Source organism: Stutzerimonas stutzeri (assembly GCF_009789555.1).
GTDB classification, from domain to species: domain Bacteria; phylum Pseudomonadota; class Gammaproteobacteria; order Pseudomonadales; family Pseudomonadaceae; genus Stutzerimonas; species Stutzerimonas stutzeri_R.
The window spans coordinates 3900828-3927020 of sequence record NZ_CP046902.1; the positions used below are offsets into that span (position 1 = coordinate 3900828).

Sequence of the window (26193 nt, forward strand, 5' to 3'; positions counted from 1 at the left end):
ACCTCCACTGTCATCGTCATCACCGATGGGTGTCGCTGCCAGACTCACAGCGGTAACTGCCCGAACGCCCAGCGCAGGAGGAAGAAACTCAGCAACCCGCCCGCGATGGTGCCCAGCAGGTTGCGGCTGAGCGCCGCGATCAGGATGGCCAGCACACCGGCCAGCAAATAGGCATTGCGCCAGTCCAGCGCCCACTCGCCCTGCGGCATCAGCATGCCCGGCACAACGATGGCGGTCAGCACCGCGACCGGCACGTAGTGCAGCCCCTGTTCCACCAGTCGCGGAAAGCGCAGGTCTGGCCAGGCGAAGAAGCTGTAGCGAATGACGAAGGTGATCACCAGCATGCCGAGGATCAACAGCCAGGTTTGCATGGGCTTGCCTCCTCATGCTTGCGGTGCTCCGCGCGTCGTTCGAGCCAGACGCCCACCACGATACCGGCCAACGCTGCCGCGATCAGGCCGAGTTTGTAGGGCAACGTCCAGGTCAGCAGCGCCACGACAGCGGCCACGAGTGCTGAAGCCACCTGGGGGCGGGTGCGCATCATCGGCACGGCGATGCCGATGAAGGTCGCGATCATGGCGAAATCAAGGCCCCAACTGGCCACGTCCGGAACCGCCTGGCCGAAGGCTATGCCGGCCAGGGTCGCCAGTTGCCAGCTCAGGTACATGGTCAGCGCCGCGCCGAGGAAGAACCAGTGCTTGTGGGGCGAGCAATCATCGCTGGCATAGCGGTGCTGGATGACGGCGAAGGCTTCATCGGTCAGCCAGAAGGCCAACGGTACCCGCCAACGACTCGACAGATGCCGCACGAACGGCTGCAACGCCGCGCTGTACAGCGCATGGCGCAGGTTGACTACGAAGGTCGTCAGCAACACCACGGCCGCGCCCACGCCACCGGTCATCAAGGTGATGGCAATGAATTGGGCAGAGCCGGCGAACACCAGTGCCGACATGCCGATGGTCTGCCAGGTTGAAAGCCCGGCGCCAATCGAGAGCGTACCGAAGATGATCCCGAAGGGAATCGCGCCGACGATCAGCGGGAGAATATCGCGACAACCATGCAAGAATTCCTGCGAGCGGGACATCAAGGCTCCTTAGGTATGCACCGCAGACGATGAAACGCTACGCACCGCCGTTGCGGCGGAGCGTAGGGCGAGATAACGACAGACTGATGACCGCGGGACGATCCGCCCGTGGAAACGACAGACATTACCCTATGTTGGGGCTCGACGGCGACGGACGTGGCTGCGCCCGACCCTGGCCAAACCGAACGGACCGATCGACGCGCCCGGGCGTCAGCCGATCGCGCGGGCCTCCAGTGCCTCCTTGACGGCCGGCCAGTCGCGGTCCGTGATGCTGTACAGAACGGTATCGTCCAAGCGCCCATCGGCGAGGCGACGATGGTTGCGGAGCACGCCCTCACGCTGGGCACCCAGTTTTTCGATGGCGCGCTGCGAGCGCAGGTTGCTGGCCGCTGTCTTCAATTGCAGGCGCACCAGTTGCCATTCTTCGAAGGCGTGCCTGAGCAACAGGTATTTGATCGAGGTGTTCAAACCGGTCCCATGCTCGGCTTTGTCCAACCAGGTCCAGCCGAGTTCGCCGGCCGGCAGCGACGGGTTGAAATCGGCAAAGCGCGTGGTCCCGACGATACGCTCGCCCATGCGCAGGGTGAATGCCACGGCCAACCCATTGCGCTGATCGCTGAGGGCGGAACGGTACCAATCCGGGCGCAGGGGCCCGTTCAGGTAAATAAGCTCATCGCAGTTGCGTCCGGCGAGTTCCACCAGCGCCGGGATGTCGGTTTCTGCAAGCGGCTCCAGGCGCAAGGCGCCTCTGTGCAATGTGACCGGGCGCGGCGTGAACATCGAAGGTCTCCTGACAGGACGGATGGAACGCTGTTGTGATCGCTGCGTGGTCCGGAAGTGCCCGGCGACGGGCTGGCTGGATGATAATCGGCAGGCGCGATCCGACGGCCCACGGCGACGACACCGAACCAGGGGACACATACCGATGGCCGGCCCGAGCGGCAGCTGTCTAGGACGGCACTTTAACGAGGGCCAGGGCGATGACCACACGCATGCGACCATGGTCGCAGCCACAACACGCGCAACGCTTTTACTGCGAAACTTTGCACAGTCATCTATTACTACGCGGCAGCCTCCCGGTTAACCGAAACCTGCCGAGCCAGAGCAGCCACCCGAACGGTATACCCGGCCCTTGACAGCCGCTGCGCATCGGCCGACATCAGTCAGCCGGCGCGGCGTGGTCGGCCGCCATACCGGCTCGAGACAAAGCCGCTCAGGATCGCCAGGGCCGAGGCCCGCCCTTCATTGTCGTCTGGAGTTCGAATGTCGTTGTCCGGTGGGCTGATCGCGCTGGTCGCCTTTGCTTATATGGCCGTGCTGTTTGCCATTGCCTTTTATGGCGACCGCAACAGCACGCCGATGTCGCCGCGCATGCGTGCCTGGGTCTATAGCCTGTCTCTGGCAGTCTATTGCACCAGTTGGACCTTCTTCGGCGCGGTTGGCCAGGCCGCCGAGCAGCTCTGGTCCTTCCTGCCGATCTATCTCGGTCCGATCCTGCTGATGTTACTGGCGCCGCAGGTGATCCAGAAAATGATCATGATCAGCAAGCAGGAAAACATCACCTCGATCGCTGACTTCATCGCCGCGCGCTATGGCAAGTCGCAGTTGCTGGCGGTGGTCGTCACGCTGATCTGCCTGGTCGGCGTGCTGCCCTACATCGCGTTGCAGCTCAAGGGCATCGTGCTTGGCGTGAACCTGCTGGTAGGCAATCACAGCGAGGCCGCCGCCGGCTCTGGCGCACGCGACACCGCCCTGATCGTGTCCGTCGTACTGGCGCTGTTCACGGTACTGTTCGGCACCCGCAACCTGGACGTCACCGAGCACCACCGCGGCATGGTGCTGGCGATCGCCTTCGAGTCGCTGGTCAAGCTGTTAGCCTTCATTGCCGTGGGCGTCTTCGTCTCGTTCGGCCTGTACGACGGTTTCGGGGACCTGTTCAACCAGGCCTACGATTCGTCTGAGCTGACCGGCTATTGGAACGAGACGGTGAACTGGCCCGCCATGCTGGTCCAGACCACCGTGGCGCTGATGGCCATCGTTTGCCTGCCGCGGCAGTTCCACGTGACCGTGGTGGAAAATATCGAGCCGCGCGACTTCCGCCTGGCACGCTGGGTCTTTCCGCTGTATCTGGTGCTGGCTGCCGTGTTCGTCATCCCGATTGCCCTGGCCGGGCAGATGCTGTTGCCGAGCGGCGTCACGCCCGACTCCTTCGTAATCAGCCTGCCGCTGGCCGAAGCCCACCCGGCATTGGCGATGCTCGCGTTCATCGGTGGCGCATCGGCGGCCACCGGCATGGTCATCGTCGCCAGCGTGGCGCTGTCGACCATGGTGTCCAACGACATGTTGTTGCCCTGGCTGCTGCGCCGCAAGGAGGCGGAGCAGCCCTTCGAGGTGTTCCGTCACTGGATGCTGTCGGTGCGCCGCATCAGTATCGTCGCCATCCTGCTGCTGGCCTATGTCAGCTACCGCCTGCTCGGCTCCAGTGCCAGCCTGGCCACCATCGGTCAGATCGCCTTTGCCGCCCTGACCCAGCTGGCGCCGGCCATGGTCGGCGCCCTGTACTGGAAGCAGGCCAACCGGCGCGGCGTGTTTGCCGGCCTTACGGCCGGTGCGCTGATTTGGGTCTACACGCTGATTCTGCCGCTGCTCGGCTGGCCGCTGGAGATGTTCCCTGGCCTGCAATGGATGTACACCACCGAGCTGCCGTTCAATACCAGCGCGCTGACGCTCGGCGTGACGCTGTCGCTGGTGGGCAACGCGACCTTGTTCTTCTGGGTTTCTATCCTGTCGCAGACCCGGGTCGCCGAGCACTGGCAAGCCAGTCGCTTCATCGGCCAGGAGATTCACGCCACTCCCAACGCGCGCCGGTTGCTCGCCGTACAGGTCGAGGATCTGCTCTCGCTGGCCTCGCGCTTCGTCGGCGCCGAACGCGCCGAGCTCAGTTTCCAGCGCTTCGCCCGGCGTCACGGCCATGATTATTCGCCCAAACAGCAAGCCGACGGCCAATGGATCGCTCATACCGAGCGCCTGCTGGCCGGCGTCCTGGGCGCCTCCTCGACGCGCGCCGTGGTCAAGGCCGCACTGGAGGGTCGCGACATGCAGGTCGATGACGTGGTGCGCATCGTGGGCGAGGCCTCGGAGGTGCTGCAGTTCAATCGCGCCCTGCTGCAAGGCGCGATCGAGAACATCACCCAAGGCATCAGCGTGGTCGATCAGTCGCTGCGGCTGGTGGCCTGGAATCACCGCTATCTGGAAATCTTCGAGTACCCGGAGGGGCTGGTCTACATCGGCCGGCCCATTGCCGACATCATCCGCTACAACGCCGAGCGTGGCCTCTGCGGTCCGGGCGACCCGGACACCCATGTTGCCAAGCGGCTGTACTGGATGCGCCAGGGTCGTGCGCACACCTCCGAGCGCATGTTCCCAAATGGCCGGGTGGTGGAGCTGATCGGCAATCCGATGCCCGGTGGCGGCTTCGTCATGAGCTTCAGCGATATCACCGCCTACCGCGAGGCCGAGCGCGCGCTCAAGGACGCCAACGAAGGCCTGGAGCAGCGCGTCGGCGAACGAACGCTGGAACTGTCCGAACTGAACAAGGCCCTGACCGCAGCCAAGAGCACTGCCGAGGCGGCCAATCAGTCCAAGACGCGCTTCCTGGCGGCAGTCAGCCATGACCTGATGCAGCCGTTGAATGCGGCGCGCCTGTTCTCTGCCGCCCTGTCCCACCAACATGACGCACTGCCGAGCGAAGCGCGGGATCTGGTTCGTCACCTCGACGGCTCGTTGCGCTCTGCCGAAGACCTTATTTCCGACCTGCTGGACATTTCACGCCTGGAGAACGGCCGCATCACCCCGGACCGCAACCCTTTCCCGTTGGCCACCCTGTTCGACACGCTGAGCAATGAGTTCGCCATGCTGGCGGTGGAACAGGGCGTCGACTTCAAGGTGCATGGCAGCCGGCTGCGGGTCGACAGCGACATCCGTCTGCTGCGCCGCGTTCTGCAAAACTTCCTGACCAATGCCTTGCGCTATGCCAAAGGCCGCGTGGTGCTGGGTGTCCGCCGCCAGGGTTCGTTCCTGCGCCTTGAGGTCTGGGATCGCGGGCCGGGTATCGCCGAAGACAAACTGCAGGTCATCTTCGAGGAATTCAAACGCCTGGACAGCCACCAGACCCGCGCCGAAAAAGGCCTGGGGCTGGGACTGGCGATTGCCGACGGCTTTTGCCAGGTGCTTCATCATCCGTTGTCGGTACGTTCCTGGCCGGGCAAAGGCAGCGTCTTCAGCGTGACGGTACCCATCGCCAGCCAGGTGGTCCGGCCGGTCAATACCAACGGCGGTGCCGAGGCGCCGCAAACGGTGCTCACCGGCATCCAGGTGCTGTGCATCGACAACGAAGACAGCATCCTGGTCGGCATGCACAGCTTGCTCTCACGCTGGGGCTGCCAGGTCTGGACCGCCAGCAACCGCGCCGAATGCGAGGCGCTGCTGAACGAAGACGTACGGCCGCAGCTGGTGTTGGTCGATTATCACCTGGACCATGGCGAGACCGGCTCGGAGCTGATGGCCTGGCTGCGCACACGTCTCGGCGAACCGGTGCCCGGTGTGGTGATCAGCGCGGATGGGCGGCCGGAGCTGATCGCTGCCATCCATGCGACGGGGCTGGATTTTCTGGCCAAACCGGTCAAGCCTGCCGCCTTGCGCGCACTCATGAGCCGTCACGTCCCCCTGCACTGACGCGGGCTTGCGCCAGGGCAAGTCTGTACCGCAGCGCGACGGCTAGACTGAAGCGATCCGAAGTGGCCGGCGTAGCGCATTCATGACTCTTGATCTGTTGTTGAACCTGGCGACTGCCCTGGGCGTGGGCCTGCTGATCGGTACGGAGCGCAGCTGGAGCGTCCGCGACGCTGGCGATGGCACAGCGGAACTGGCCGGCGTTCGCACGTTCGGCCTCGGCGGACTGTTCGGCGGGCTGGCGGCGCTGAGTGCTGGCCATTTCGGCGCGCCCGCCTGGATTGCCATGTTCGTCGCGCTGGCCCTGCTGACCATCACCGGCTATGTGATCGAATCGCGCGCCAACCCCGACCATGGCATGACCACCGAAGTGGCGCTGCTGCTGACCTTCGTACTTGGCACGCTGGCGGTTGCCGAGAGCCGTCTGCTGGCCGCCTCGATTGCCGTCGTGACAGCGCTGCTGCTGAGCCTCAAAGGCCGCCTGCACGGTGCATTACGCAAGCTCAGCGAGGCCGAACTGAGTGGCGCGCTGAAACTGCTGTTCATCTCGGTTGTATTGCTGCCGGCGCTTCCCAACCAGGGTTACGGCCCGTGGCAGGCCTTCAATCCGTACACCACCTGGTGGATGGTGGTGCTGATCGCCAGCATAGGTTTCGCCGCGTACGTCGCCATTCGTTTGCTGGGGACCCGCCATGGGCTGCTGGTCACCGCCCTGCTCGGTGGCATCGTCTCGTCGACGGCGATGACCATCACCCTCGCGCGCCTGGACCGCGAGAAACTGCGACCGGCCCTGGCAGCGGGCCTGCTGGCGACCTCGGCGCTGATGTTCCCACGGGTGCTGCTGGAGGTCGGGCTGGTCAACCGGACGCTGTTACAGTCGCTGCTCGCGCCCATGCTGACCGCAGGACTGCTCTATGCCGCCGGCGCACTGTGGCACTATTTCCGCGCTGCACGCCTTCCGGACAGCGCCGCCGAACCGCCGCTGAAAAACCCCTTCGAACTCGGCCCGGCACTGCGTTTCGCCGGGCTGCTGGTGATCATCCTGTTCATGGTCGCGGGCGCACAGCGGTCGCTGGGCGATACGGGCATCTACCTGGTCTCGCTGCTGTCCGGGCTGACCGATGTGGATGCCATCACCCTGTCCCTGGCCAACAGCGCACGAACCGATCTGGACGCCCAGGTCGCGGTTCGAGGAATATTCCTGGCGGCATTGAGCAACAGTCTAGTCAAGGCCGGCCTGATCCTGCTCATCGGCGGTCGCGCCCTCGCGATGCAGACCCTGCCGTTCATGCTGGTGGGCCTGCTCGCCGGGCTCGCGGTGCTCTGGTGGGTGTAACAGGCGCCGCGCGCTATGGCTCGGCTTGCAGCGGCGTCTCGGCCCCGGCACGCTCCAACCAGTCGCTGGGCAGGCGCTTGCTGGCGCGAGCCCCCAGCATCTTCAACTGTTCGGCACGACCAACCAAGTTGCCGCGCCCGTCGGTGAGCTTGTTGCGTGCACCGATATACGCCTTGTCCAACTGCTGCAGGCGGCTGCCAATCTCGTCCAGGTCCTGGATGAACGCGGCGAACTTATCGTAGAGCGCGCCGGCCCTCTCAGCGATCTCCCGGGCATTCTGGCTCTGGCGCTCTTGTCGCCAGAGGCTGTCGATCACTCGCAAGGTGGCGAGCAACGTGGTTGGGCTGACGATCACGATGTGCTTGCCGTACGCCTCCTGAAACAGATCCGGATCCGCCTGCAGGGCCGCCGCGAACGCGGCCTCGATCGGCACGAACAGAAGCACGAAATCCAGGCTCTGCAGCCCTTCGAGGCGTTGATAATCCTTTAACGACAAGCCTTTCAAGTGATTGCGCAACGAAAGGACATGCTGCTTGAGCGCCAGCGCGCGACTGACGTCGTCCTGCGCGCCGGTCAGCGCCTGATAGGCGGTGAGGCTGACCTTGGCGTCCACCACCACTTGTTTGTCACCGGGCAGCTGGATCAGCACATCCGGCTGGAAACGCTCGCCGTCGGGGCTCGTGAGACTGACTTGGGTGTGGTATTCGCGGCCCTTCTCGAGCCCAGCCTGTTCGAGCACACGCTCGAGGATCAACTCGCCCCAGTTGCCCTGCGTCTTCTGGCCCTGTAACGCACGCGTCAGATTGGTCGCCTCGTCTCCCAACCGCTGGTTGAGCTGCTGCAACCGCTCCAGCTCACGGGCGAGCGAGAAGCGCTCGCGCGCTTCGTGCTGGTAGCTTTCCTCGACGCGCTTTTCGAAGGACTGAATGCGCTCTTTCAGCGGGTCGAGCAACTGTCCGAGCCGTTCCTGGCTCGCCTCGGCAAAGCGCTGCTCACGCTCCTCGAAGATCTTGCCGGCCAGTTCGGCGAACTGCGCCCGTAATTCGTCGCGCGCGCTCTGGAGGTCCTCCAGACGCTGTTCCTGAGTCTTTTGCTGCTCGTTGAGCTCGGCGCTGACGGCCGCGTGGGCCGCGCTCAGCGCGCGCAGCTCCGATTGCTGCGCATCACGCTCGGCTTCGAGGTCGTTGAGCTGATCGCGGGCCTCCAGGCGCTGGGCCTGCAGCCACTCGGTTTCGCGGCGCATGGCCGCCAACTCGGCCTGCAATGCCGAGCGGGATTCGCTGAGGTCGGCATGAGCGAGGCGGCTGGTCTCCAATTGCGCACTCAATCCTTCCCGCGCCAGCGTGGCCTGACTGAGCCGCTCGTCGAGCAGGGCCAGTTCAGACCGACATCCAGACAGACGTCGGGACAGATGGGCTGCAACGGCGGCCAGCAGCACACAGAGCAAACCAAGCCCGGCAAGCGGATAGAGGGGATCAAGAGGCATGAAGGGCTCCGGCTGAATTGCCGGTCAGTATAGCCAGCCGCGTCGTCTGGGTCAGGCCAAACGCCCTGTACGGAACGCTCTAGCGCTTGGCGATGAACCGCTGCAGTACCCGCGAAGCCTCGGCTGAACCTTGCGCAGCGGCCTGTTCCAGCCAGTGCCTGGCCTTGCCCAGCTCACGGTACTGAGGCTGGCAGTACAGCTGTCCTAGCTCCAACTGCGCCTGGCAATCGCCCGCGCGCGCGGCCTGTCGCAGCAACTCGAACCCGATACGTCGGTCGCGTTGGCTGTCGCAGTCCTTGCATAGCAGCCTTCCCAGGCGGCTCTGGGCCTCGACCACGCCTTCGAGCGCCGGTTGCTTGAGCATCCGGCCAGCGATTCGTTTAACGCTCTTGGTCTGTCCTAGACGCTGGCTGTCCAACAGCCACAGCGCCATGCGCAACGGCAGGCGCGGAGAAGTGGAGGTGCTATCGACCGTAGTCGAGGCGAGAGGACGAGATCTCATGGTCACCGAAAGCTTCGGGGGAACAAGGGCGCGCACTCTACTCCTTTTTTCGCAGAGTTAAAGTCTTGCAAAAACTAAAAAAAAGCGAACCGAATCACATAAAAAATTAATCCACAGAAGCTGTGGATAAGTCAGTGGACAAACAGGTTACAGATTTCGCCAGCGCTTATGTTTAGCGGCCTCCGGTTAAACTGACGCTTTTTTCACCAATGAAAAATTTCTTTATTTTTCAGCAAGTTATTATCGATCTATGGGCCAGCCAGGTTTGCGACAGTTTGTCATAAGCGCTTGACAAGCCATGCTGCCGAATGTGCACAAGTTTGGCGCAGCCGCGACAAAACGCCCGTCCCAAGCGGTTTTGCACGTGTCAATGCAGCTGAATCGGGAACTTTATTCACCCTGACCGGTCGTCGGGTGCGCCAGATCGGCGCACGTCGCAAGCGTGGATCGGGGCGCTTATGCTTAGCCGTCGATTGGAACGGGAAGAGTCATGACGAAACGGCGCAAAGTCCTGGCCCTGGCGGCTGCAGGCCTGATCCTGCTGGTCCTGGCCATCGGTGGCTACGGTGGCCTGCGCTGGCAGCAATTCAAGCGCGAGTTCGGCATCGTTGAACTCGACATCAATGGGGTGCGGTTCGGGCGCGACCACCTCCAGGTGCGACAACTTGTCATGATCCGGCACACGCAGGACGACGAACGGCTCGCCCTGAACGTCGAATCGCTGCGCCTTGGCTTCGAAGAAAAATGGAAACCGCTGCCCCTGCGATCGCTGCATATCGGCCAACTCGACATCCAGTGGCAGCCGGCCACCGGCAACGACGAGCGCGAAGCCCCCCTGACCTTGCCCGACCGCCAGCAACTGGCGTCCTGGGCACGCTGGGTTCCTCGCAACGGCGCTGTCGCATCGCTCCTCTTGAGCGTGCCCTGCGCAAGCGGAACCTGCCGGGAACAGGGTCAGTTGAGCTGGCAGCACGCAGGTGAACAACCCCTGCCAGCCTCGCTCAGCCTGCAGCTGGAGCGCCACGCGCATCGCATGGCAGCGGCGCTCAGCGCCTATGACCAGGGCAACGCGACCCATGTCGATCTGCGCCTGTTGGTGGACGACCAGCCGCGGCTGTGGATGCAGAACCAGCTGTCGGCGGCGGGCGCCAACTCGATGTCATGGCACGGAGCACTGGCCTTGAGCGAGCTGCCGGAAGCGCCCTGGCTGCTCGAGTGGCTTGGCGACTGGACAGGCTATGAACCGCCGGTGCTCCCTGAGTTGCCCGAGCAGATGCGCATCGGAGCCGGTTGGGCGCTGGACGTGGGCACGGATGACCTGGCCGCGGGATGGGATACCCTTGACGGCGAGCTACGCCTGTCGGCCAACTTGCCGGCGCCCTGGCCGATCCTGGACGTCGGCCAGTTGCAAGGACAGCTGGACCTGACCGCCAAAGCCGACCGCGGCACCTGGATTCCCACCCAGCTGAGCGCCGATCTGCAACTGAGGCCTGCGCCGGCCCTGGTCGAAGGCGTTCCCGCACCGTTGCGACCCGAGGCGATCAGCCTGCAGATCGCTCCGGGAGCGTCCGGCCAATCGGCCTCGACGCTGCCGCTGCGGGTGCGGCTCGCCGCCAGTGGTCCTGCACCGCTCATGCTCGACAGTCAGCTCATGCTCGCGACTGAGGCGCCCTATGCGCTGTCTTCTGACCAGACCCGACTGCGCCTGCAAAGCCCTCGCCTGTCGTTGGGCGCAATCCGCGCCGACGGCCTGGATGCCGACCTGCACCTGCGCGGGCGCGCGTCCGCGCAGGCCATTGCCATTGCGCTCGATAATGGGTCGCAGATCGCACTGTCGCACTTGAGCAGTGGCACAGACCTGGCGGCCCACTCGCTGCGATTGAACCCGACTGGCCTGTCGCTCGAGGCGAGCGTGGCCGACGGCCGGCTACAGGCCCTGCGGATCTCGGGCCCAGCCGCGGCGACGATCGCCGAACTCCGGCAATCGGCCTTGCGTCCGCAGGCCTGGCGCTGGAATGGCAGGCTCGATGCGGGTCGCGAGCGGCTCATGCTCGACGGCCCCTTGCAGAACGACGCCGGCCTCACCTTGCCCCTGACGCTGAGCCACGCCTGGCCCAGCGGTGCGACCCGTCTCGAAGCGAGCCTTCCGGACGTTTTCCTGCGCGCGGGCAATCCGCTGGCCGCCACCTTCGCCGATTGGCCAGCGGTGCTGGAACTCGGCACTGGACGGCTACAAGGGCATGGCCAACTCGACCTGACCGCCGAGGGCCCTCCCGAGGCGACGGCGACCTTCAGTGCAAAGGGACTCGGCGGTATCTACGACCGTACCGAATTGAGCGGGCTCGACGCGAACCTGTCGATCAGGTTGCGACACAACCAGCTGCATCTTGAGCTGCCGGAACTGACGCTGCAACAAGCCAATCCGGGGTTCACCTTTGGCCCGATACGTTTCAATGGCCAGTTCGCCGGCGACCTGGGCCGCCTGGATCAAGGCCGGCTTTCGTGGACGACCGCCGACGTTCAACTGCTGGGAGGGCGATTCTGGCTGGAGCCCGGAAACGCCGACCTGTCGGGCGAAACCCAGCGACTGAACGCCCACTTGCGCGGCCTGCAATTACCGCTGCTGCTCGAGGCCTACCCCACCGAAGGGCTGTCGGGCACCGGTGTGATCGATGGTCAGCTGCAGTTGCAGCGCAGCGCCGCAGGCGTGAGCATTGAACAGGGTTCGTTGCGGGCCCGCGAGCCGGGAGGCTCCCTGCGATTCCGATCAGCGAAGATTCAAGCGTTGGGCCAGTCCAACCCCGCGATGCGCCTGGTGACCGAGGCGCTGGACGACTTCCACTACGACCTGCTCGCCAGCGACGTGCATTATGCCACCGACGGCACGCTTGACCTGGGCCTGAAGCTGCACGGGCGCAACCCTGCCCTCGAAGACGGTCGTGCGATCAACTTCTCGATCAATCTGGAGGAAGACATTCCGGCTTTGCTGACCAGCCTGCAGTTGTCCGACCGGGTCAGCGAAACCATTCAACGACGCGTGCAGGAACGCCTTGGATCAGGCCGCTGAACAATGGCCAGTCGCTAATGGATTCGCATGCGATGGATGAGCTACCGCGGCTTTTTTACCCGGTTGTGGCAATGCAGGTGGTTTTTCGACGCCCTGTTAAGGCAATGTAGCGGCAACATCGACCAAGAGAGAACCGTCATGCGGTTGCACCATCCGATCATCCTGGCACTGGCCCTGCTCGCCAGCGCCTGTACCCCGAGAGTGGAGTTGGCCGTGCCCAACGAGCCGATCAACATCAATCTCAACGTGAAAATCGAGCACGAGATCTATATCAAGGTCGACAAGCAGCTCGACTCGATCATCAACGAAGACAGCGGTCTGTTCTGAGGTAGCCCATGAAAACCCATCTCAAACTCGGCACCCTTTTGCTGGCGCTGTGCCTGGCCCTGCCTGCCACCGCCATGACGCTCAACGAAGCCATGTCCGCGCTCGGCCAGGCCAAGGCCAGCGGCCAGCTTGGCGAGAGGCCCGACGGCTATCTGGGCGTTGTGCAGGGCGGTGGCCAGGCCGAAGAGATCGCCAGTCAGATCAACCAGGCTCGTCGCGCCGAGTACCATCGGTTGGCGCAGAAGAACGGCATCAGCGTCGACGACGTCGAAGCCATCGCTGGCAAGAAAGCCATCGAGAAGACGCCATCCGGCCAGATCATCCAGCTCAATGGCACCTGGGTCAAAAAATGAGCCGCCGGACGGCAGGGGTGTCGCACGCCCCTGCCGCGACATTCAGAACCAGCTCGAAAGCGTGAGCGACCCGAACTGGTCGTGCTCATCCTGACCCCGGAATTCCCGGGTCCGCCAGACACCGGCGAAGGCCAGCTGCCAGCTGTCCCAGGTCAGCGCGATACCCGCCTTGGCATCGCCGACCCACTCGTTCGGGTCGACCGAGTGACTGCTTTTGAACGTGTTGCCCTCAAGCAACATGTTCTGCGCCATGTAGCGCCCCTCGACGTTGGCGAACAGATTCCAGGCAAACCCGCCGCCCTGATCGAAAAACACACTGCCACTCTGCGCCGGCGCGACAGCCGGAATGCTGAAGCTGCGCGCCAGCCCCTGCCCGATCCGCACGCCGAAACCGGCCGATCCATAGGTATAAAGATTGCCCAGCGAGAAACCGGCGCTCGGCCCGTATTCCGCCTCGAGACCGGCGAAACGCTGCTGCAGCCACCAGCGGTGCTGGTAGGCCAGGTTGACGAACGGCTCGTTGCGTAGCTGGTGATCCCACCCTTTGGGCTCGTCGCTGTCCGTGACATCGTGCACGCGGCGCTGAACCTTCTCCGCGCCGGCCGCAGGCCCCACGATGCCAACGTCCAGGTGCAATCCGCTGGTGCTGCGCCAGCCCTCATGCTGGGCGTCGGAATAGATCGAAAGACCGGCGAACAGCAGCCCGGCATAGGGCCGGTCGTCTTCGATCAGCCCGGTTCGCTCGATGTCGTTCGGCGTGTAGATCTGGTGGCCAAGCCGGTAGGCAACGTTATCGACGTCACCGGCCGCCCAACCCGGCAGCGTCTCGGCAAATCTGCGTGCCCAGTGGTCGTCATCCGGCACGAACGAGCGCATCAGCTCGAAGCCATTGGTGTAATGGCCATCACTGCCGGTCGCAATGATGTCGTTCTCGATCTTCAGGGAATACAGGTCTGCCTGGCTGACCGCCGGGATACAGGCGATAAAGACAGCAAGGGAGACGCGGCGGTGCGCGCGCGAGAGTGCCATGGCCCAGCTCCTTGGTTACATACAACAAAGAATGTATGCACATTTAGAGCGTAGCGGAACTCCAAACGTTCACCGTTGCGGGAAAACGAAGCGCTGGCCCTGCTCAGCCCAGCGCGTCGATCACTGCGTTCAGGTGCCGATCACCCCGCCGTCGTTCTTGGTGATCAGGATCGTCGAGGAGCGAGGGCGCGTCTTGCCATCGCTGGCCGGAAAACTCAACTCGGGGTGCTGTACGTTGATCCACATCGCGCGGTAGTCGGGGCTCCAGGTGACGCCAGTAATCTCGCAGCCACGCGGACCGACCAGGAAACGACGAACCTCGCGGCTGTGCGGATCGGCACAGAGCAGTTGATTGGTGCCCATGGCTTGCATGGCCGGATGCCCATCGGCAAAGTCCGTCTCGATCCACAACCGGCCCGCGTTGTCGAAGGCCAGGCCATCCGGCGAGGAAAAGATATCGCCTTCGATGGTGCCGATCAGATGGGGTGCGACCGACCGCCCGGCAGCGTCCCGCGCCCCTGGTTGCTCGCCGGCCAGCAGAAAGATTTCCCACTCGAAGCGGGTCGCGGTCGGGTCGCCACCCTCCTCGTTCCAGCGCAGGATTTGTCCGTGCAGGTTGTTCGGCCTCGGGTTCGCCTTGTCGGTGGGCTGCTGGCTGCCGCGGCCGTCGTTGTTGGTCAGGGTCACATAGACCTCGCGACTGTGCGGATGCACCGCCACCCATTCGGGTCGATCCATTGGCGTTGCGCCAACCCGATCCGCCGCGGCACGGGCATTGAGCAGCACTTCGGCCTGGTCGGCGAAACCGCTGGCGAGGTCCAGGCCGTTCTGACCGTGCACCAGCGCTAGCCATTCGCCACTGCCGTCGTCATTGAAACGCGCGACGTAGAGAGTGCCGCTGTCCAGCAGACGACGGTTGGCCTGATCCGCACCCGGCACATAGCGACCGCTGGGGACGAACTTGTAGACGTACTCGCCCTTGGTATCGTCGCCGGAGTAGTACGCCATCCGGCCGTCGTGCCCCAGTGAAAGCACCGAACATTCACGGCAGTAGCGACCGAACGCGGTGCGCTTGACCGGTTTGCTGCGCGGATCGAACGGATCGAGTTCCACAACCCAGCCGAAGCGGTTCGGCTCGTGCACGTGCCCGCCGTGTGGCTGTTGCGTGTCTGGTGTGGCATCGAACCGGGCGTCCGCGGTTTCCCAACCGTAGAGTTTGCTCAGGCCGCCACCGCCAATTCCGTAGCGCCTGTGCGACATGCGCCGTGCGAGATCCTCCGCATCGTGGTTGACGAAGTAGTGGTGCCAGTTTTCCTCGCACACCAGGTAAGTGCCCCAGGGCGTAAAACCGCTCGAGCAGTTGTTCAGCGTACCGATGATCTCCTGCCCGCTGGGGTCGGAAGCGGTTTTAAAGGCGTCGCAGCCAGCCAGCGGGCCACTCACATCCATGGCTGTCAGGGCTGAAACACGGCGGTTGTAGCGTGACGGCATGACGCGTTGCCACTGGCCCCGCGCATCCTTTCTCACCTCGACCACGCTGACACCGTGGGCGGCCTGTTCCTTGCGGACTTCATCCAGCGGTCGCTTGCCATCGATGAGCGTCATGCCGTTGGGGTGCAATGTCGGATTGGCATACTCATGGTTGATCACCAACAGCCCGTGACTGTCCGGCGCCTGCGCGAACGGAAAGAAATGCATGCCGTCATGGTTGTCGCCGGCCTGCCTGAGTTGAGCCTGCCAATCATCGCTGGCGTCGGGATTCCACTGCGGCGCATCGGCCAGGACCGCATCGCCCCATGAAAAGAAGGTGCGCGCGGTGTAACCCGGCGCGACCTCGACCCGGTCGAATCCGGGGTTCGGTTGCGTGGGTATCCCGGTGAAACCCAGCAGCGACTGGCCCGCCGTGGTGCCGCAACAGGCGCTCAGACTACCGCCGAGGAATCCTAGCGCGGCCAGCCCGAAACCGCCCTTGAGCAGTCTGCGCCGGCCGCTGTCGACCCGCTGCTGCAACCAGGCATTGTCGCTGGGATTGATCGGCTGGTCGTCGTGGGCGGCACGTTCGGCGTGGAAGGTTTCGAAATTCTGATTCATCTACAGCTCGTTCACAGATTGATCGACGGTTGCACCGCTGGACGCGGTGGTGACGCCGACTGGCTGGCGATGAGTCCTTGTAACTCGCCTGCCCGGCGCCGAGCGGCCTGCGCCCGTTGCCTGGATCATCAGCGCGGATGTTCGACAGCGCCGATCTGTCGGCCCAGACGCATTCGCGGCGGTATAGGACGCGATCAACCCAGCGATTCGGACAGCCACCGACGGACGCGTCGGCGGCTACGCCGCGATAGCAACTGCTGGGTGAAGGGGCTCTCCGGCACCAGCATGCACTCCGAGCCATGGCTGTCATCCAGGCGGAATCGCCGAAGAACGCCGATCGGATGCCGCTCCGGACCGTAGAACGCCACCGCGCGCACCTCAAGTGAACGAAAGCGGAGATCTCCCACAGGCTTGTGGCCGTCCAGCTCGATGTCATGGCGTTCGGCAACGTTGCGCAACATGCCCTGGAAGGTGCCGATATGAATGAACTCACCGCTGCGCAGCGGGCCCTGATGCGTAGTCTGATGGATGAGCAGGTCGGGCGAGGCGTCGGCCTCATTGTCGATGCTTTTCCAGATATCGGTGACGTCGAGCTCCAACGGCCCCGCGGAGGTCTCGATGCAGACCACCAACTGGTTGATGAACATGGGCTCGGCGCTCATGTTGGAGATCAGGCAAAGCGAGCCCAGTCCTTTGCCTGCCCCTCGGTTGATGATCAGACTCGGCTTACGCTGTCGTCGGAAATTGAGCAGCAACAGCTGCGCATAGAACACCCACACCAGCAAGGTGCTGGCGGAGATCGCCAGCGAAATCAGCTGGTGATTGTTTTTAAGCCATTCGATCATCGGGAGCCTCACCACGTTATCTGCTGCTGGGACAGCACACAGATAACACGGTGCCCATTCGTTCGACCGATCTTTCGAATAGGACGGTATCCGCCAGCGAATAATGTGAAGAAGCGAACCACCACCCCGAGTCCATCCTCAGGATCAAGCGCTTCAATCCAGCCACCGATAACGCTGTGGCAAACCCGAATACCAGAACTGGCCAGGTCCCGCTCCAGTTCCCTGCACGACCGCGAGGAGGACAAGCCGGACCACACGCCCGTCCGAACGGTGCCAGGCGGGCCGTGAAGAAGCGTCTTGAATGCCCGTCAGTCGGCGGCCCGTCTAAGCGTGAAGGCACCCCGCAGCTCGCCAGCACTGAAGCCGGTGGCTTGGTCCTGTGGATATTTCTGGTCGATCAATGCGGCCAGTGGCGGATCGATCTCTTTGCCGTGACAGGCCAGACAGGCTTTAGCGGTAGGGATCGCCTTCATCAGCCGCCACTCACTGCCCACCTGCTCGGCCTGCCACATCGTGTCCAACCGCTCACCCGCCGCGGCGCGCTGCTCGAATTGCTCCAGCACTGCGCGTTCCCAGGCATCCGCTGCATTATCGGGATTACGTACGCGCAGCGCCGTGCGCCCCACTTGCCACGCACCTGAGCTGTGCTGGTTGGTGATTCGCGGTGCCAGCAACTGACAAGCCTGCACGGCATCCTGCGGCCCACCCTCGCTCATGGCCGCTTTTACCGTTCCCATCAACTGCTGTTGAAACGGAGGAATAAGCGCCATGCCTTCGGCCACCCAGGGCTCCGAAGCCTCCGCCAGCAGGAGGAACAGTCAATGCCAGACAACGGATGGGCCATAGAAAACGCATGCAAACTCCTGGGCGACCGTCTGGTCGCGAAAACCGATCATCGAAAGTCGGCGCGCCTGGCTCCGATCAGTGCTCATCCACGAGCCATGGCAAACTTTCAGTGCTCAGTTGGCGACTTCACCGTGCAGGCGAGTGCCATGCAGCAGGTTGTCCGCCAAAGGACAGCGACGTTCGACTTCCTGAAAGAATTCGAACGTCTATTCATGAGTCCTCAGGACCACTTGCAGGAACTGATTCCCAGCAACCGATAGGCCGGACAGAAGCGGAAGAAACCGGTCGCCAGCGGCAGCAGGCCGAGCCAGCCCCACCAGCCGATGACACCGAACAGGCTGAGGGCAATCAGGATAAGGCCAACGGCAATCCGCAGGCTGCGGTCCAACGTTCCAATGTTTGCGTTCATCACGATCTCCTTTCATTCGCGCGCCGGGCTTCCAGCACACTAAAAATCCAAATGCCGAGCAGCATCGCCAGTACGAACAGAGCGACCTGCCAGTAGCCAGCCAGCAGCAGTGAAACGGCGGGGGCCGGGCAGATGCCCGCGATGCCCCAGCCAATACCGAACAACAGGCTGCCGCCGATCAGCCGACGATCCAGCCCGCGCGGTGGCGGCAGTTGCATCGGCCCACCAAGAACACAACGCGGCTGCCTGCGAGCCCATTGCATCGGCACTATCGCCACCGCGATGGCCGCCGCCATGACCAGCGCCAGCGAGGGGTCCCACTGGCCGAACAGATCGAGAAAACCGAGCACTTTGAGCGGATCGGCCATACCCGCCAGCAAAATCCCGGCGCCGAAGATCAATCCTGCAATGAAGGCCGTCAGCTTGCGCATGCTCAACGCCCCAATCCATGACGCATGAGGTAGACCGTCGCAAAGCCGCTCGCCATGAAGCACAGGGTGGCGGCCAGCGAACGCAGCGAGAGTCGCGATAGCCCGCAAACACCATGCCCACTGGTGCAGCCAGAGCCGTAGCGCGTGCCAAGGCCAACCAGCAGGCCGGCCAGCAAAATACCCAGCGGCCCGGTTTGAAACTCGACCTGCGGCCAGTCGCCGGACAGCAACCAGAGCAAAGGCGCCAGTGCCAGCCCCAGCAGAAACAAGCCCTTCTCCAGCCAACCGTCACCAGCAGGCCGCAGAATGCCGGCCAGCAGCCCGCTGATGCCAGCAATACGGCCATTGGCGACCACGAATATCCCGACGGCCAAACCAATCAGCGCGCCGCCAGCCAACGAGCTCCATGGCGTGAAGTTCGACCAGTCGATATTCATTCGGCCTCTTGCGCACAAAACAGTTGATACAACGTATTGATTACCGCCAGCGCCGGCGGACTGTCGATCCGATAGAAAATCTGTTTGCCTTCGCGGCGCGTCGCCACCAGCCCTTCTCTGCGCAACACGCCCAACTGTTGGGACAACGTCGGCTGCTGAATGCCAAGCAGGGCCTCCAACTCGCTGACACTGCGCTCACCTTCAGCCAACTGGCACAGCAACAACAAACGATCCGGATTGCCCAGCGCCTTCAGTAACTGCCCGGCGGCATCGGCATTGGCTCGCAGCTGTTGTATGTCTGGTCGCTTCACGTTTCCGCCCTCTATTTAGCAAGAGATATTATGTATTTTAATATTATGTTCTCAAGCATAATAAGTGCGACAAAAGCGCATAGGCTGCCAGGTCCTGAGTCAAACCAGCGCACCGAAAGGATGGTCTGCTCGCGCCAGTTCGCCCAGCAAACGGCTACTGGTTGGCCGAGATGACGCAACGTGCTGATAATCCTCGCCGCGCCCGTCAGCGATCATCGAAGCGGCAGGAATTTCGCCATGAGTCGCCACGCTCCTCAGCACACCGGAGCTGTGAGCGAACAAACATCAGCACGTCGGGTCCGAAACAGAGAGCCATCAGCCCAGCATCGAGGAATCCATGACCATCTCGACCCACGCCATAGTGCTTTTCGCTGCGCTGGCGGCAACCAGCGCAATTGCCAGCCCGGACCCCGACAAAGACCGCCAGGATGCCCACGGGGCCCAATCACAGCAGGGCGATGATGCCGCGGCGCACGGCTACAAGAACCCGACCGGCCCCGACCCGGACCCCCGCATGACAGGGCATGGCGAGGGCGATACGCACGAGCACGACGATGCGCACAGTGAGCCCGACGAAAAAACGTCGGACTCACAATAGCCACCGGCATTCTCGACCTCGGCGACGCCGCCTCGGATGCAATGATCCGGTTGGGAAGCGACCATAGCGGTACGCGGGCCGGCCCGACGCATGCGCGAGGCTCCCTCGGACGATGATCTTGAACCAGGAAAAGGCTGGTTTCTCCGCGCAGCAGCTTCGGCCATTGGTGACAGCGTGCCGCCCGCTCGATTGGCGGACGCTGCGAGACTCACACGGACCCGGCCCGACAGCGCTTCGAAACACCGAGACTGACATTTCGTCAGCCTGGAAAGCAAAAGCCCCCGAAACTCTAGGAATTTCAGGGGCTCAGGCTATAGGTAATGGCGGAGAGATAGGGATTTGAACCCTAGGTACCCGCGAGGGTACAACGGATTTCGAATCCGTCCCGTTCGGCCACTCCGGCATCTCTCCAGCGGCGCGCATCATAGCAGTTCGAGAGCGAATGTCGAACCCCACAGTGAAGCTTTTTTCTCGTTATTCAGCCTGTTGCGTTGCTGGTCAGCGGGATCAGCTGGCAGGAGGCCGAGGTCACCCACTCGGTCAGCAAGCTATCCTCAGGCCGTCAGGCGCTGCAGGGCCTCGCGGTACTTGTCGGCAGTCTTTTGTGCGACGTCTGCCGGCACCGCCGGCGCTGGCGGCTCCTTGTTCCAGCCCGTCGATTCCAGCCAATCGCGAACGAACTGTTTGTCGAAGCTCGGTGGGTTGCTGCCTTCCTGGTAGCTGTCGGCAGGCCAGAAGCGGCTGGAGTCGGGGGTCAGCACTTCGTCCATGAGCGTCAGCCGGCCTTCTTCGTCGAGACCGAATTCGAATTTGGTGTCGGCGATGATGATGCCGCGAGTCGCGGCGTACTCGACGGCTGCGCTGTAGAGCGCGATGGAGGTGTCGCGGATCTGCGCCGCCAGCGCCTTGCCGATGATGGCCTCGCACTGCTCGAAAGAGATGTTCTCGTCGTGATCGCCCACAGCGGCTTTGGTCGAGGGGGTGAAAATCGGCTCAGGCAGCTTGGCGGCCTCTTTCAGACCAGCCGGAAGCGGTATGCCGCAAACGGTTCCGGTCTTCTGGTATTCCTTCCAGCCGGAACCGACGATGTAGCCGCGCACGATGGCTTCCACCGCAACAGGTTGTAAACGCTTGGCGACCACTGCGCGACCTTCCACCAGGGGCAGCTCATCGGCCGGGACCACATCTTCGATCTTGTCGCCCGTGAAGTGATTGGGAACCAGGCCTGCCAGCTTGTCGAACCAGAAGTTGGAAATGGCCGTGAGTATCTTGCCTTTTTCCGGAATCGGCTCGGCGAGGATCACGTCGAACGCGGAGAGTCGGTCGGTGGCGACCATGAGCATGCGCTTGTCGTCGATTTCGTACAGATCTCGAACCTTGCCGGAGTAGATTTTCTTCAGGCTGAGGGCATTGGGAGTGGTCATGGCGATTCTCGCGGTTACCGAGCCGTCGCCAGGTTGCGCAGATCGGCAGCCGTAACGACAGGTCTGTCAAACGAAACAGGCGAAACCAAAGGGTTTCGCCTGGATGGGCTGGAGCGTACGGATTTACCGATTCAGTCCAGGCTGTCCTTGAGCATGTTCAGCACGCGACGCGCGACGTCAGCGGGCGCTACGGTGTCGAGGTCCTTGTCCAGCGTCACCTGTATGGTGCTGCCCACATCGCTCACGCGGACCTGATAACGTTCGGCGCGAGCCTCGATCTCCTCTCGATCCGGCGCCCCGCCGAACAACCGGGAGAAGAAGCCAGGCTTGTCGTCCGGATTCGCGGCACCTTCCGACAGGTTGATGTAGTAGACGCCCAGGCTCCGGTCCAGGTCCTCGACGAGGATGTCGCTGGCAGCCAGTGCTCGGCCGACACTGGACCAGGCACGATTGAAGTCCGTATCGAGCTGCAACAGCGGAGTGCCGCTGCCGGCTTCGCTGAGCGTTACGCGGCTAGGCGCATCGTACTCGCGCTCGGCAAGCAGCGAGGCTGAGCCGCCCTGGGCGGCACTGCTGTTCAGGCCGGTCTGCAGTTCGTCGAGCAGTACCCGATCGAGCTCGGCATTGACGGAGGCCTCAGGCCAGGGCACATCGGCACTGCTGCCGGCGGGACGCTGAACGCTGAGCAGGAAGATTTCGCTGGTATCGCGCTGGACGCCCGGCTCGATGCGAACCCGTACACGGGTCTCGCCGTCACCCAGGCCGAGGTCACGCACCAACGCCGGGGCGATCTGGTCACGGGTCTGCCATGCGGTGATGAATTCGCCGGTTTGCGGCCGCTCTTCGGCGATCTGAAAACCGTTGTCGGTGAAGAACTGTCGGGCAGCAGCCCATGCCTGGGAAGGCGCACGCAATGCGACGAGCCAGCGCGCGTCTTCGGAGGTCTGCAAGCTGAACTCGCTGGCCTCTTCGGCAATCAACAGGCGTTGCGGCCGCGGCACCTCGTACTCGCCTGTGGCACGTGTATCGGCTACCTGTTGAGGGATCGGCAACAATGGCTCGATCGGACGCAGGTCTGCGCCAGCCGGAGGCTGCATCGGCCGCACTTGCTGTGCCTGGAGATAGTCGCTACCACGGTCGCGGAAATATCCGTCTTCGCCCCACAACCAGCCACAACCGCTGGTTCCAGAGATGATCAGGGCTAGGGTCGAGAGGCCGGCCAGTCGCTTCATGCATGTTCCTTCATTGTTAAACCAGTACACCGGATACTGTTCAGGCCAGCACACCGGATTGACGCATAGCGTCGCGAAGCGGCTCCTGGCAACGCTGGCTGAGCCAGGTCATGGGCAGTCGAATACCGTCCTGCATCAGCCCCATCTCATGCAGTGCCCACTTCACCGGGATCGGGTTGGCCTCGAGGAACAAGGTTTGATGCAGCGGCATCAGCAATGCATTGATGGCGCGCGCTTTTTCCGCGTCGCCGGCCATGGCCGCCGCGCAAAGCTCGCTCATGGCACGCGGGGCGACGTTGGCGGTGACGGAAATATTGCCCTTGCCGCCCATCAGCATCAGTTCGACGGCTGTGGCGTCGTCACCGGAATAGACGAGAAATTCCTTACCGACGCGGTCGAGCACTTCCTGGCCGCGCTTGAGATCACCGGTCGCTTCCTTGATCCCGACGATATTCGGCACCTTGGACAGACGCTCGACGGTTTCCGGCAGCATGTCGCAGGCGGTACGCCCGGGCACGTTATAGAGGATCTGCGGAATCGCCACCGCTTCGGCGATATGGCGGAAGTGCAGGTACATGCCTTCCTGGGTCGGCTTGTTGTAATACGGCGTGACCAGCAGGCAGGCATCCGCGCCTGCCGCTTTGGCATTCTCGGTCAGTTCGACGGCTTCTCGAGTGGCGTTGGCACCGGTGCCGGCGATAACCGGGATGCGACCATTGACCTGGTCCACCACCCGACGGATCACCTCGATATGCTCGGGCACTTCGAGCGTGGCCGACTCGCCGGTGGTTCCGACGGCAACGATTGCATTGGTGCCTTCCTGCAAATGGAAGTCCACCAGCTTGCTCAGGCTATCCCAATCAATAGCGCCCTGCGCGTCCATGGGAGTGACCAGCGCCACCATACTGCCCGCAATCATGCAACCCACTCCTGCCGGAAAAAGAGAGGCGTAATGGTACAAGGCTCCTGAGCGCTTTGCGAGTACGCTGGACGCATCCTGCCGTCGGAACGACCGAATGTCCGCGACGCACTTGGGCGGTGAGCGCTGCCGCATGCATTCCCCTTGGCGACGCTTTTCGCTACCCTTAGCCGTTTTCGGCTTGGCTGGCCGACCGATTCATCACCGCCAGGAACCTGCATGTCCACCCCCCCAGTACCCCGAGAACAGTTTCTCGTCATCAGCGCCATGGGCCGCAGCCCGATGGCGCTTACCAATGTACTTTGCCGAGCCAGTAACGAGAACCGCTGCGCCGTGGTCAGTACCCGCCTGACCCGACACGGCGAGTGCTGCGCACTGGTCCTGGAGATCACCGGAACCTGGGACGCCCTCGCTCGCATGGAGACGGCATTACCGGGACTGGCCAAGAAGCACGAGTTCACCACCAACGTGGTTCGCAGCGAAGCGCTGGAAACCCGTCCGCAGGCGCTGCCCTATGTGGCCTACGTCAGCTCGGTATACCGCCCGGACATTCTCAACGAGCTGTGCCAGTTCTTCATCGACCACCGCGTCGAACTCGAAAGCCTGACCTGTGACACCTATCAGGCGCCCCAGACCGGCGGCACCATGCTCAATGCGACCTTGACCGTCACGTTGCCGGCGGGCACGCAGATCAGTTGGCTGCGCGACCAGTTTCTGGACTTTGCCGACGCGCTGAATCTGGACGCCCTGATAGAACCCTGGCGCCCGCAGAACCCCTGACAAGGAAACAGTAATGCCCGTGGAAATCGACCAACCCGTTCCGCCCTTCCAGGCTCAAGCCACCAGCGATACCCAAGTCAGCCCCGAAACGCTGAAGGGCAAGCAGGCCGTGCTCTACTTCTACCCGAAGGACAATACGCCGGGCTGCACGACCGAAGGCCAGGGTTTCCGCGATCTGCATGCTGCCTTCAGTGCGGCCGACACGCTGATCTTTGGCGTATCGCGCGACAGCCTGAAGACCCATGAGAACTTCAAGGCCAAGCAGGGCTTCCCTTTCGAACTCATCTGCGACAAGGATGAACAGCTCTGCCAGTTATTCGACGTCATCAAGCTGAAAAAGCTCTACGGCAAGGAATACATGGGCGTAGACCGCAGCACGTTCCTGATCGACCGCAACGGCGTGCTCCGCCAGGCATGGCGAGGTGTAAAAGTCCCGGGACATGTCGAAGCGGTTCTGCAGGCCGCCCAGGCGCTGCAGGGCAAATGAGCGAAAGGCCGGCATATGCCGGCCTTTTTCGTTCTAGCCAACCGTTACCGAGGCCGTGGGTGGCCTGCGCGGCCAGGCGTAGAGCACGGCCTTGAACAAGGTGGCCAGAGGAATCGCGAAGAATACCCCCCAGAATCCCCAGAGCCCGCCAAACAGCAGGACCGCACAGATGATGGCGACCGGGTGGAGGTTGACCGCCTCGGAAAACAGCAAGGGCACCAGGACGTTGCCATCGAGCGCCTGGATGATCGCGTAGGCCACCATCAGGTAGATGAACTGGTCACCCAGCCCCCACTGGAACAGCCCGATCAGCGCAATCGGGATGGTGACCACCGTGGCGCCGATATAGGGCACCACCACGGAAACGCCCACCAGCAAAGCCAGCAACGCGGCGTAGTTCAGCTCCAATGCCGCAAAGACGGCATACGACACCACGCCGCAGATGACAATCTCGATCGCCTTGCCCCGAATGTAATTACCGATCTGCACGTTCATTTCCTGGGACACCTGGGTGATCAGCGTGCGCTCACGCGGCAGGTAGCCACTCAGCCAATCGCTGATCTGCTGGCGATCCTTGAGGAAGAAGAACACCAGGATGGGCACCAGGATCAGATAGATCATCAGGGTCAGCAACAGCGGCAGGCTGGACAGGGATGACGTCAGCACCACCTGACCGTAGCGGCCAATTTCGCCGCGCATGACGTCGATCCCGCGCCGGACCTGCTCTTCGGTCAGCAATTGCGGGTAACGCTCGGGAAGGTGCAGCAGAAGGGACTGCCATTCCACAAGCATCCGTGGCAGCTCGTTGAACAGGGTCAACAGCTGCTGCCAGACCAGCGGCACCAGGAACAGCAAACAGACCGTCAGCGCACCGACGAACATCAGGAATACCAGCCAGACAGCCACCAGATGCGGAATCCGGATGCGCTCCAAGGCACCGACAAGGCCTTGCATCAGATAGGCGAGCACCAGACCGGCCAGGACCGGCGCGAGCATATCGCCCAAGGTCAGTACCGCAGCGAACGCAACCACCAGCAATACAGCCAGGACCACCGCTTGCTCGTCCGAGAAATAGCGATGCACCCAGCCGCGCAATACATTGAGCATATGCTTCCTTAACGGCCCTCAGGCCTTGCGCAGCCAATAACGATAGAGACCGCCTGCCGATTCCTCGCGCAGCAACCCGTGGCCGGCCAGCTTGGCGAAACTGCGAAAATCCCGCTGCGAACCGGGATCGCTGGCCGTCACCTTCAGGACCTGGCCGCTGGCCATCCGATTGAGCTCGAGTTTGGCCTTCAGCAAGGGCATCGGGCATTGCAACCCGACGGCGTCCAGCTCGGCATCGCAATCGGTGTCGGGCACACTCTGTTGGGTCATGTCGCTCTCCTTGAAAGAAGCGCAGGATACCGACCTGCGCCCGCCGCTGGCCAGCTACCCTGGCACAAGGCTACAGTAACGCTCCTGCTTT

General features: G+C 63.0%; 26 protein-coding genes and 1 tRNA gene. 8 read left to right on the forward strand and 19 right to left on the reverse strand.

Annotated features, from left to right (window positions below):
* Positions 1 to 44: 44 nt before the first annotated feature.
* The 3 genes from GQA94_RS17985 to GQA94_RS17995 form a co-directional block, all read right to left on the reverse strand.
* Positions 45 to 371 carry an AzlD domain-containing protein gene (locus GQA94_RS17985; RefSeq protein ID WP_158189287.1) on the reverse strand — a complete coding sequence of 109 codons (327 nt, stop codon included), beginning with the start codon at positions 369 to 371 and terminating at the stop codon, positions 45 to 47.
* The gene (locus tag GQA94_RS17990) at positions 353 to 1084 is read right to left on the reverse strand and encodes an AzlC family ABC transporter permease (protein ID WP_158189288.1); all 732 of its coding nucleotides are present in this window, start codon (positions 1082 to 1084) and stop codon (positions 353 to 355) included. Before GQA94_RS17990 ends, GQA94_RS17985 begins: the two co-directional genes overlap by 19 nt.
* 210 nt (positions 1085 to 1294) lie before the next feature.
* Positions 1295 to 1864 (reverse strand): GNAT family N-acetyltransferase, encoded by a 570-nt coding sequence (locus tag GQA94_RS17995; RefSeq protein ID WP_158189289.1) that lies wholly within the window; start codon positions 1862 to 1864, stop codon positions 1295 to 1297.
* A gap of 483 nt (positions 1865 to 2347) precedes the next feature.
* Between GQA94_RS17995 and GQA94_RS18000 the strand changes: the two genes are divergently transcribed.
* Both GQA94_RS18000 and GQA94_RS18005 read left to right on the forward strand, forming a co-directional pair.
* A complete protein-coding gene (locus GQA94_RS18000) occupies positions 2348 to 5818 on the forward strand; it encodes a hybrid sensor histidine kinase/response regulator (RefSeq protein WP_158189290.1) in 3471 nt (1156 codons plus the stop codon).
* Between the two features lie 82 nt (positions 5819 to 5900).
* Complete coding sequence (locus GQA94_RS18005; RefSeq protein WP_158189291.1) at positions 5901 to 7151, forward strand: MgtC/SapB family protein; 1251 nt, start codon at positions 5901 to 5903, stop codon at positions 7149 to 7151.
* Between the two features lie 13 nt (positions 7152 to 7164).
* On the opposite strand, the gene rmuC is transcribed toward GQA94_RS18005, so the two are convergent.
* Both rmuC and GQA94_RS18015 read right to left on the reverse strand, forming a co-directional pair.
* Entirely contained in the window at positions 7165 to 8637 is a 1473-nt protein-coding gene (rmuC, locus tag GQA94_RS18010; protein ID WP_158189292.1) for a DNA recombination protein RmuC, read from the reverse strand.
* Positions 8638 to 8716: 79 nt separating this feature from the next.
* Complete coding sequence (locus GQA94_RS18015; RefSeq protein ID WP_158190160.1) at positions 8717 to 9070, reverse strand: tetratricopeptide repeat protein; 354 nt, start codon at positions 9068 to 9070, stop codon at positions 8717 to 8719.
* Between the two features lie 559 nt (positions 9071 to 9629).
* On the opposite strand from GQA94_RS18015, the gene GQA94_RS18020 reads away from it, so the two are divergent.
* The 3 genes from GQA94_RS18020 (at position 9630) to GQA94_RS18030 (ending at position 12886) form a co-directional block, all read left to right on the forward strand.
* Entirely contained in the window at positions 9630 to 12206 is a 2577-nt protein-coding gene (locus GQA94_RS18020) for a YdbH domain-containing protein (protein WP_158189293.1), read from the forward strand.
* A gap of 138 nt (positions 12207 to 12344) precedes the next feature.
* Positions 12345 to 12533, forward strand: coding sequence for a YnbE family lipoprotein (locus GQA94_RS18025; protein ID WP_158189294.1), 189 nt, complete (start codon positions 12345 to 12347; stop codon positions 12531 to 12533).
* Between the two features lie 8 nt (positions 12534 to 12541).
* On the forward strand, positions 12542 to 12886 hold the full coding sequence (locus tag GQA94_RS18030) for a YdbL family protein (RefSeq protein ID WP_158189295.1): 345 nt from the start codon (positions 12542 to 12544) through the stop codon (positions 12884 to 12886).
* Between the two features lie 42 nt (positions 12887 to 12928).
* On the opposite strand, the gene GQA94_RS18035 is transcribed toward GQA94_RS18030, so the two are convergent.
* The 8 genes from GQA94_RS18035 to GQA94_RS18070 form a co-directional block, all read right to left on the reverse strand.
* Positions 12929 to 13915: a lipid A deacylase LpxR family protein gene (locus tag GQA94_RS18035; RefSeq protein ID WP_158189296.1), complete on the reverse strand. Its 987-nt coding sequence runs from the start codon at positions 13913 to 13915 to the stop codon at positions 12929 to 12931.
* Positions 13916 to 14044: 129 nt separating this feature from the next.
* Complete coding sequence (locus GQA94_RS18040; protein WP_158189297.1) at positions 14045 to 16006, reverse strand: PhoX family protein; 1962 nt, start codon at positions 16004 to 16006, stop codon at positions 14045 to 14047.
* A gap of 194 nt (positions 16007 to 16200) precedes the next feature.
* The gene (locus GQA94_RS18045; RefSeq protein ID WP_158189298.1) at positions 16201 to 16851 is read right to left on the reverse strand and encodes a hypothetical protein; all 651 of its coding nucleotides are present in this window, start codon (positions 16849 to 16851) and stop codon (positions 16201 to 16203) included.
* 308 nt (positions 16852 to 17159) lie between these two features.
* The gene (locus GQA94_RS18050) at positions 17160 to 17669 is read right to left on the reverse strand and encodes a DUF3365 domain-containing protein (RefSeq protein ID WP_336508016.1); all 510 of its coding nucleotides are present in this window, start codon (positions 17667 to 17669) and stop codon (positions 17160 to 17162) included.
* Between the two features lie 248 nt (positions 17670 to 17917).
* On the reverse strand, positions 17918 to 18106 hold the full coding sequence (locus GQA94_RS18055; RefSeq protein ID WP_158189299.1) for a YgaP family membrane protein: 189 nt from the start codon (positions 18104 to 18106) through the stop codon (positions 17918 to 17920).
* Positions 18106 to 18537, reverse strand: a complete 432-nt coding sequence (locus tag GQA94_RS18060) for a DUF6691 family protein (protein WP_158189300.1) — start codon at positions 18535 to 18537, stop codon at positions 18106 to 18108. Before GQA94_RS18060 ends, GQA94_RS18055 begins: the two co-directional genes overlap by 1 nt.
* Before the next feature lie 2 nt (positions 18538 to 18539).
* The gene (locus GQA94_RS18065; protein ID WP_158189301.1) at positions 18540 to 18974 is read right to left on the reverse strand and encodes a YeeE/YedE family protein; all 435 of its coding nucleotides are present in this window, start codon (positions 18972 to 18974) and stop codon (positions 18540 to 18542) included.
* Positions 18971 to 19285 (reverse strand): ArsR/SmtB family transcription factor, encoded by a 315-nt coding sequence (locus tag GQA94_RS18070; protein WP_158189302.1) that lies wholly within the window; start codon positions 19283 to 19285, stop codon positions 18971 to 18973. The genes GQA94_RS18065 and GQA94_RS18070 overlap by 4 nt, the downstream gene beginning before the upstream one ends.
* A gap of 337 nt (positions 19286 to 19622) precedes the next feature.
* On the opposite strand from GQA94_RS18070, the gene GQA94_RS18075 reads away from it, so the two are divergent.
* Positions 19623 to 19883 carry a hypothetical protein gene (locus tag GQA94_RS18075; protein ID WP_158189303.1) on the forward strand — a complete coding sequence of 87 codons (261 nt, stop codon included), beginning with the start codon at positions 19623 to 19625 and terminating at the stop codon, positions 19881 to 19883.
* Between the two features lie 321 nt (positions 19884 to 20204).
* Here GQA94_RS18075 and GQA94_RS18080 read toward each other — a convergent pair.
* The 4 genes from GQA94_RS18080 to dapA form a co-directional block, all read right to left on the reverse strand.
* Positions 20205 to 20294 (reverse strand) — tRNA-Ser (locus tag GQA94_RS18080).
* A gap of 143 nt (positions 20295 to 20437) precedes the next feature.
* Positions 20438 to 21307 (reverse strand): phosphoribosylaminoimidazolesuccinocarboxamide synthase, encoded by an 870-nt coding sequence (locus GQA94_RS18085; protein ID WP_158189304.1) that lies wholly within the window; start codon positions 21305 to 21307, stop codon positions 20438 to 20440.
* 131 nt (positions 21308 to 21438) lie between these two features.
* Positions 21439 to 22539, reverse strand: a complete 1101-nt coding sequence (gene bamC / locus GQA94_RS18090) for an outer membrane protein assembly factor BamC (protein WP_158189305.1) — start codon at positions 22537 to 22539, stop codon at positions 21439 to 21441.
* A gap of 40 nt (positions 22540 to 22579) precedes the next feature.
* Complete coding sequence (dapA, locus tag GQA94_RS18095) at positions 22580 to 23458, reverse strand: 4-hydroxy-tetrahydrodipicolinate synthase (protein WP_158189306.1); 879 nt, start codon at positions 23456 to 23458, stop codon at positions 22580 to 22582.
* A gap of 219 nt (positions 23459 to 23677) precedes the next feature.
* On the opposite strand from dapA, the gene GQA94_RS18100 reads away from it, so the two are divergent.
* Both GQA94_RS18100 and GQA94_RS18105 read left to right on the forward strand, forming a co-directional pair.
* Complete coding sequence (locus GQA94_RS18100) at positions 23678 to 24238, forward strand: glycine cleavage system protein R (RefSeq protein ID WP_158189307.1); 561 nt, start codon at positions 23678 to 23680, stop codon at positions 24236 to 24238.
* A 13-nt stretch (positions 24239 to 24251) separates the two neighbouring features.
* Positions 24252 to 24725: a peroxiredoxin gene (locus GQA94_RS18105; RefSeq protein WP_158189308.1), complete on the forward strand. Its 474-nt coding sequence runs from the start codon at positions 24252 to 24254 to the stop codon at positions 24723 to 24725.
* Between the two features lie 33 nt (positions 24726 to 24758).
* Here the strand turns inward: GQA94_RS18105 and GQA94_RS18110 are convergent, their stop codons facing one another.
* The gene (locus GQA94_RS18110; RefSeq protein ID WP_158189309.1) at positions 24759 to 25832 is read right to left on the reverse strand and encodes an AI-2E family transporter; all 1074 of its coding nucleotides are present in this window, start codon (positions 25830 to 25832) and stop codon (positions 24759 to 24761) included.
* Positions 25833 to 25850: 18 nt separating this feature from the next.
* Positions 25851 to 26102, reverse strand: a complete 252-nt coding sequence (locus tag GQA94_RS18115) for a sulfurtransferase TusA family protein (protein ID WP_158189310.1) — start codon at positions 26100 to 26102, stop codon at positions 25851 to 25853.
* Positions 26103 to 26193: the final 91 nt, after the last annotated feature.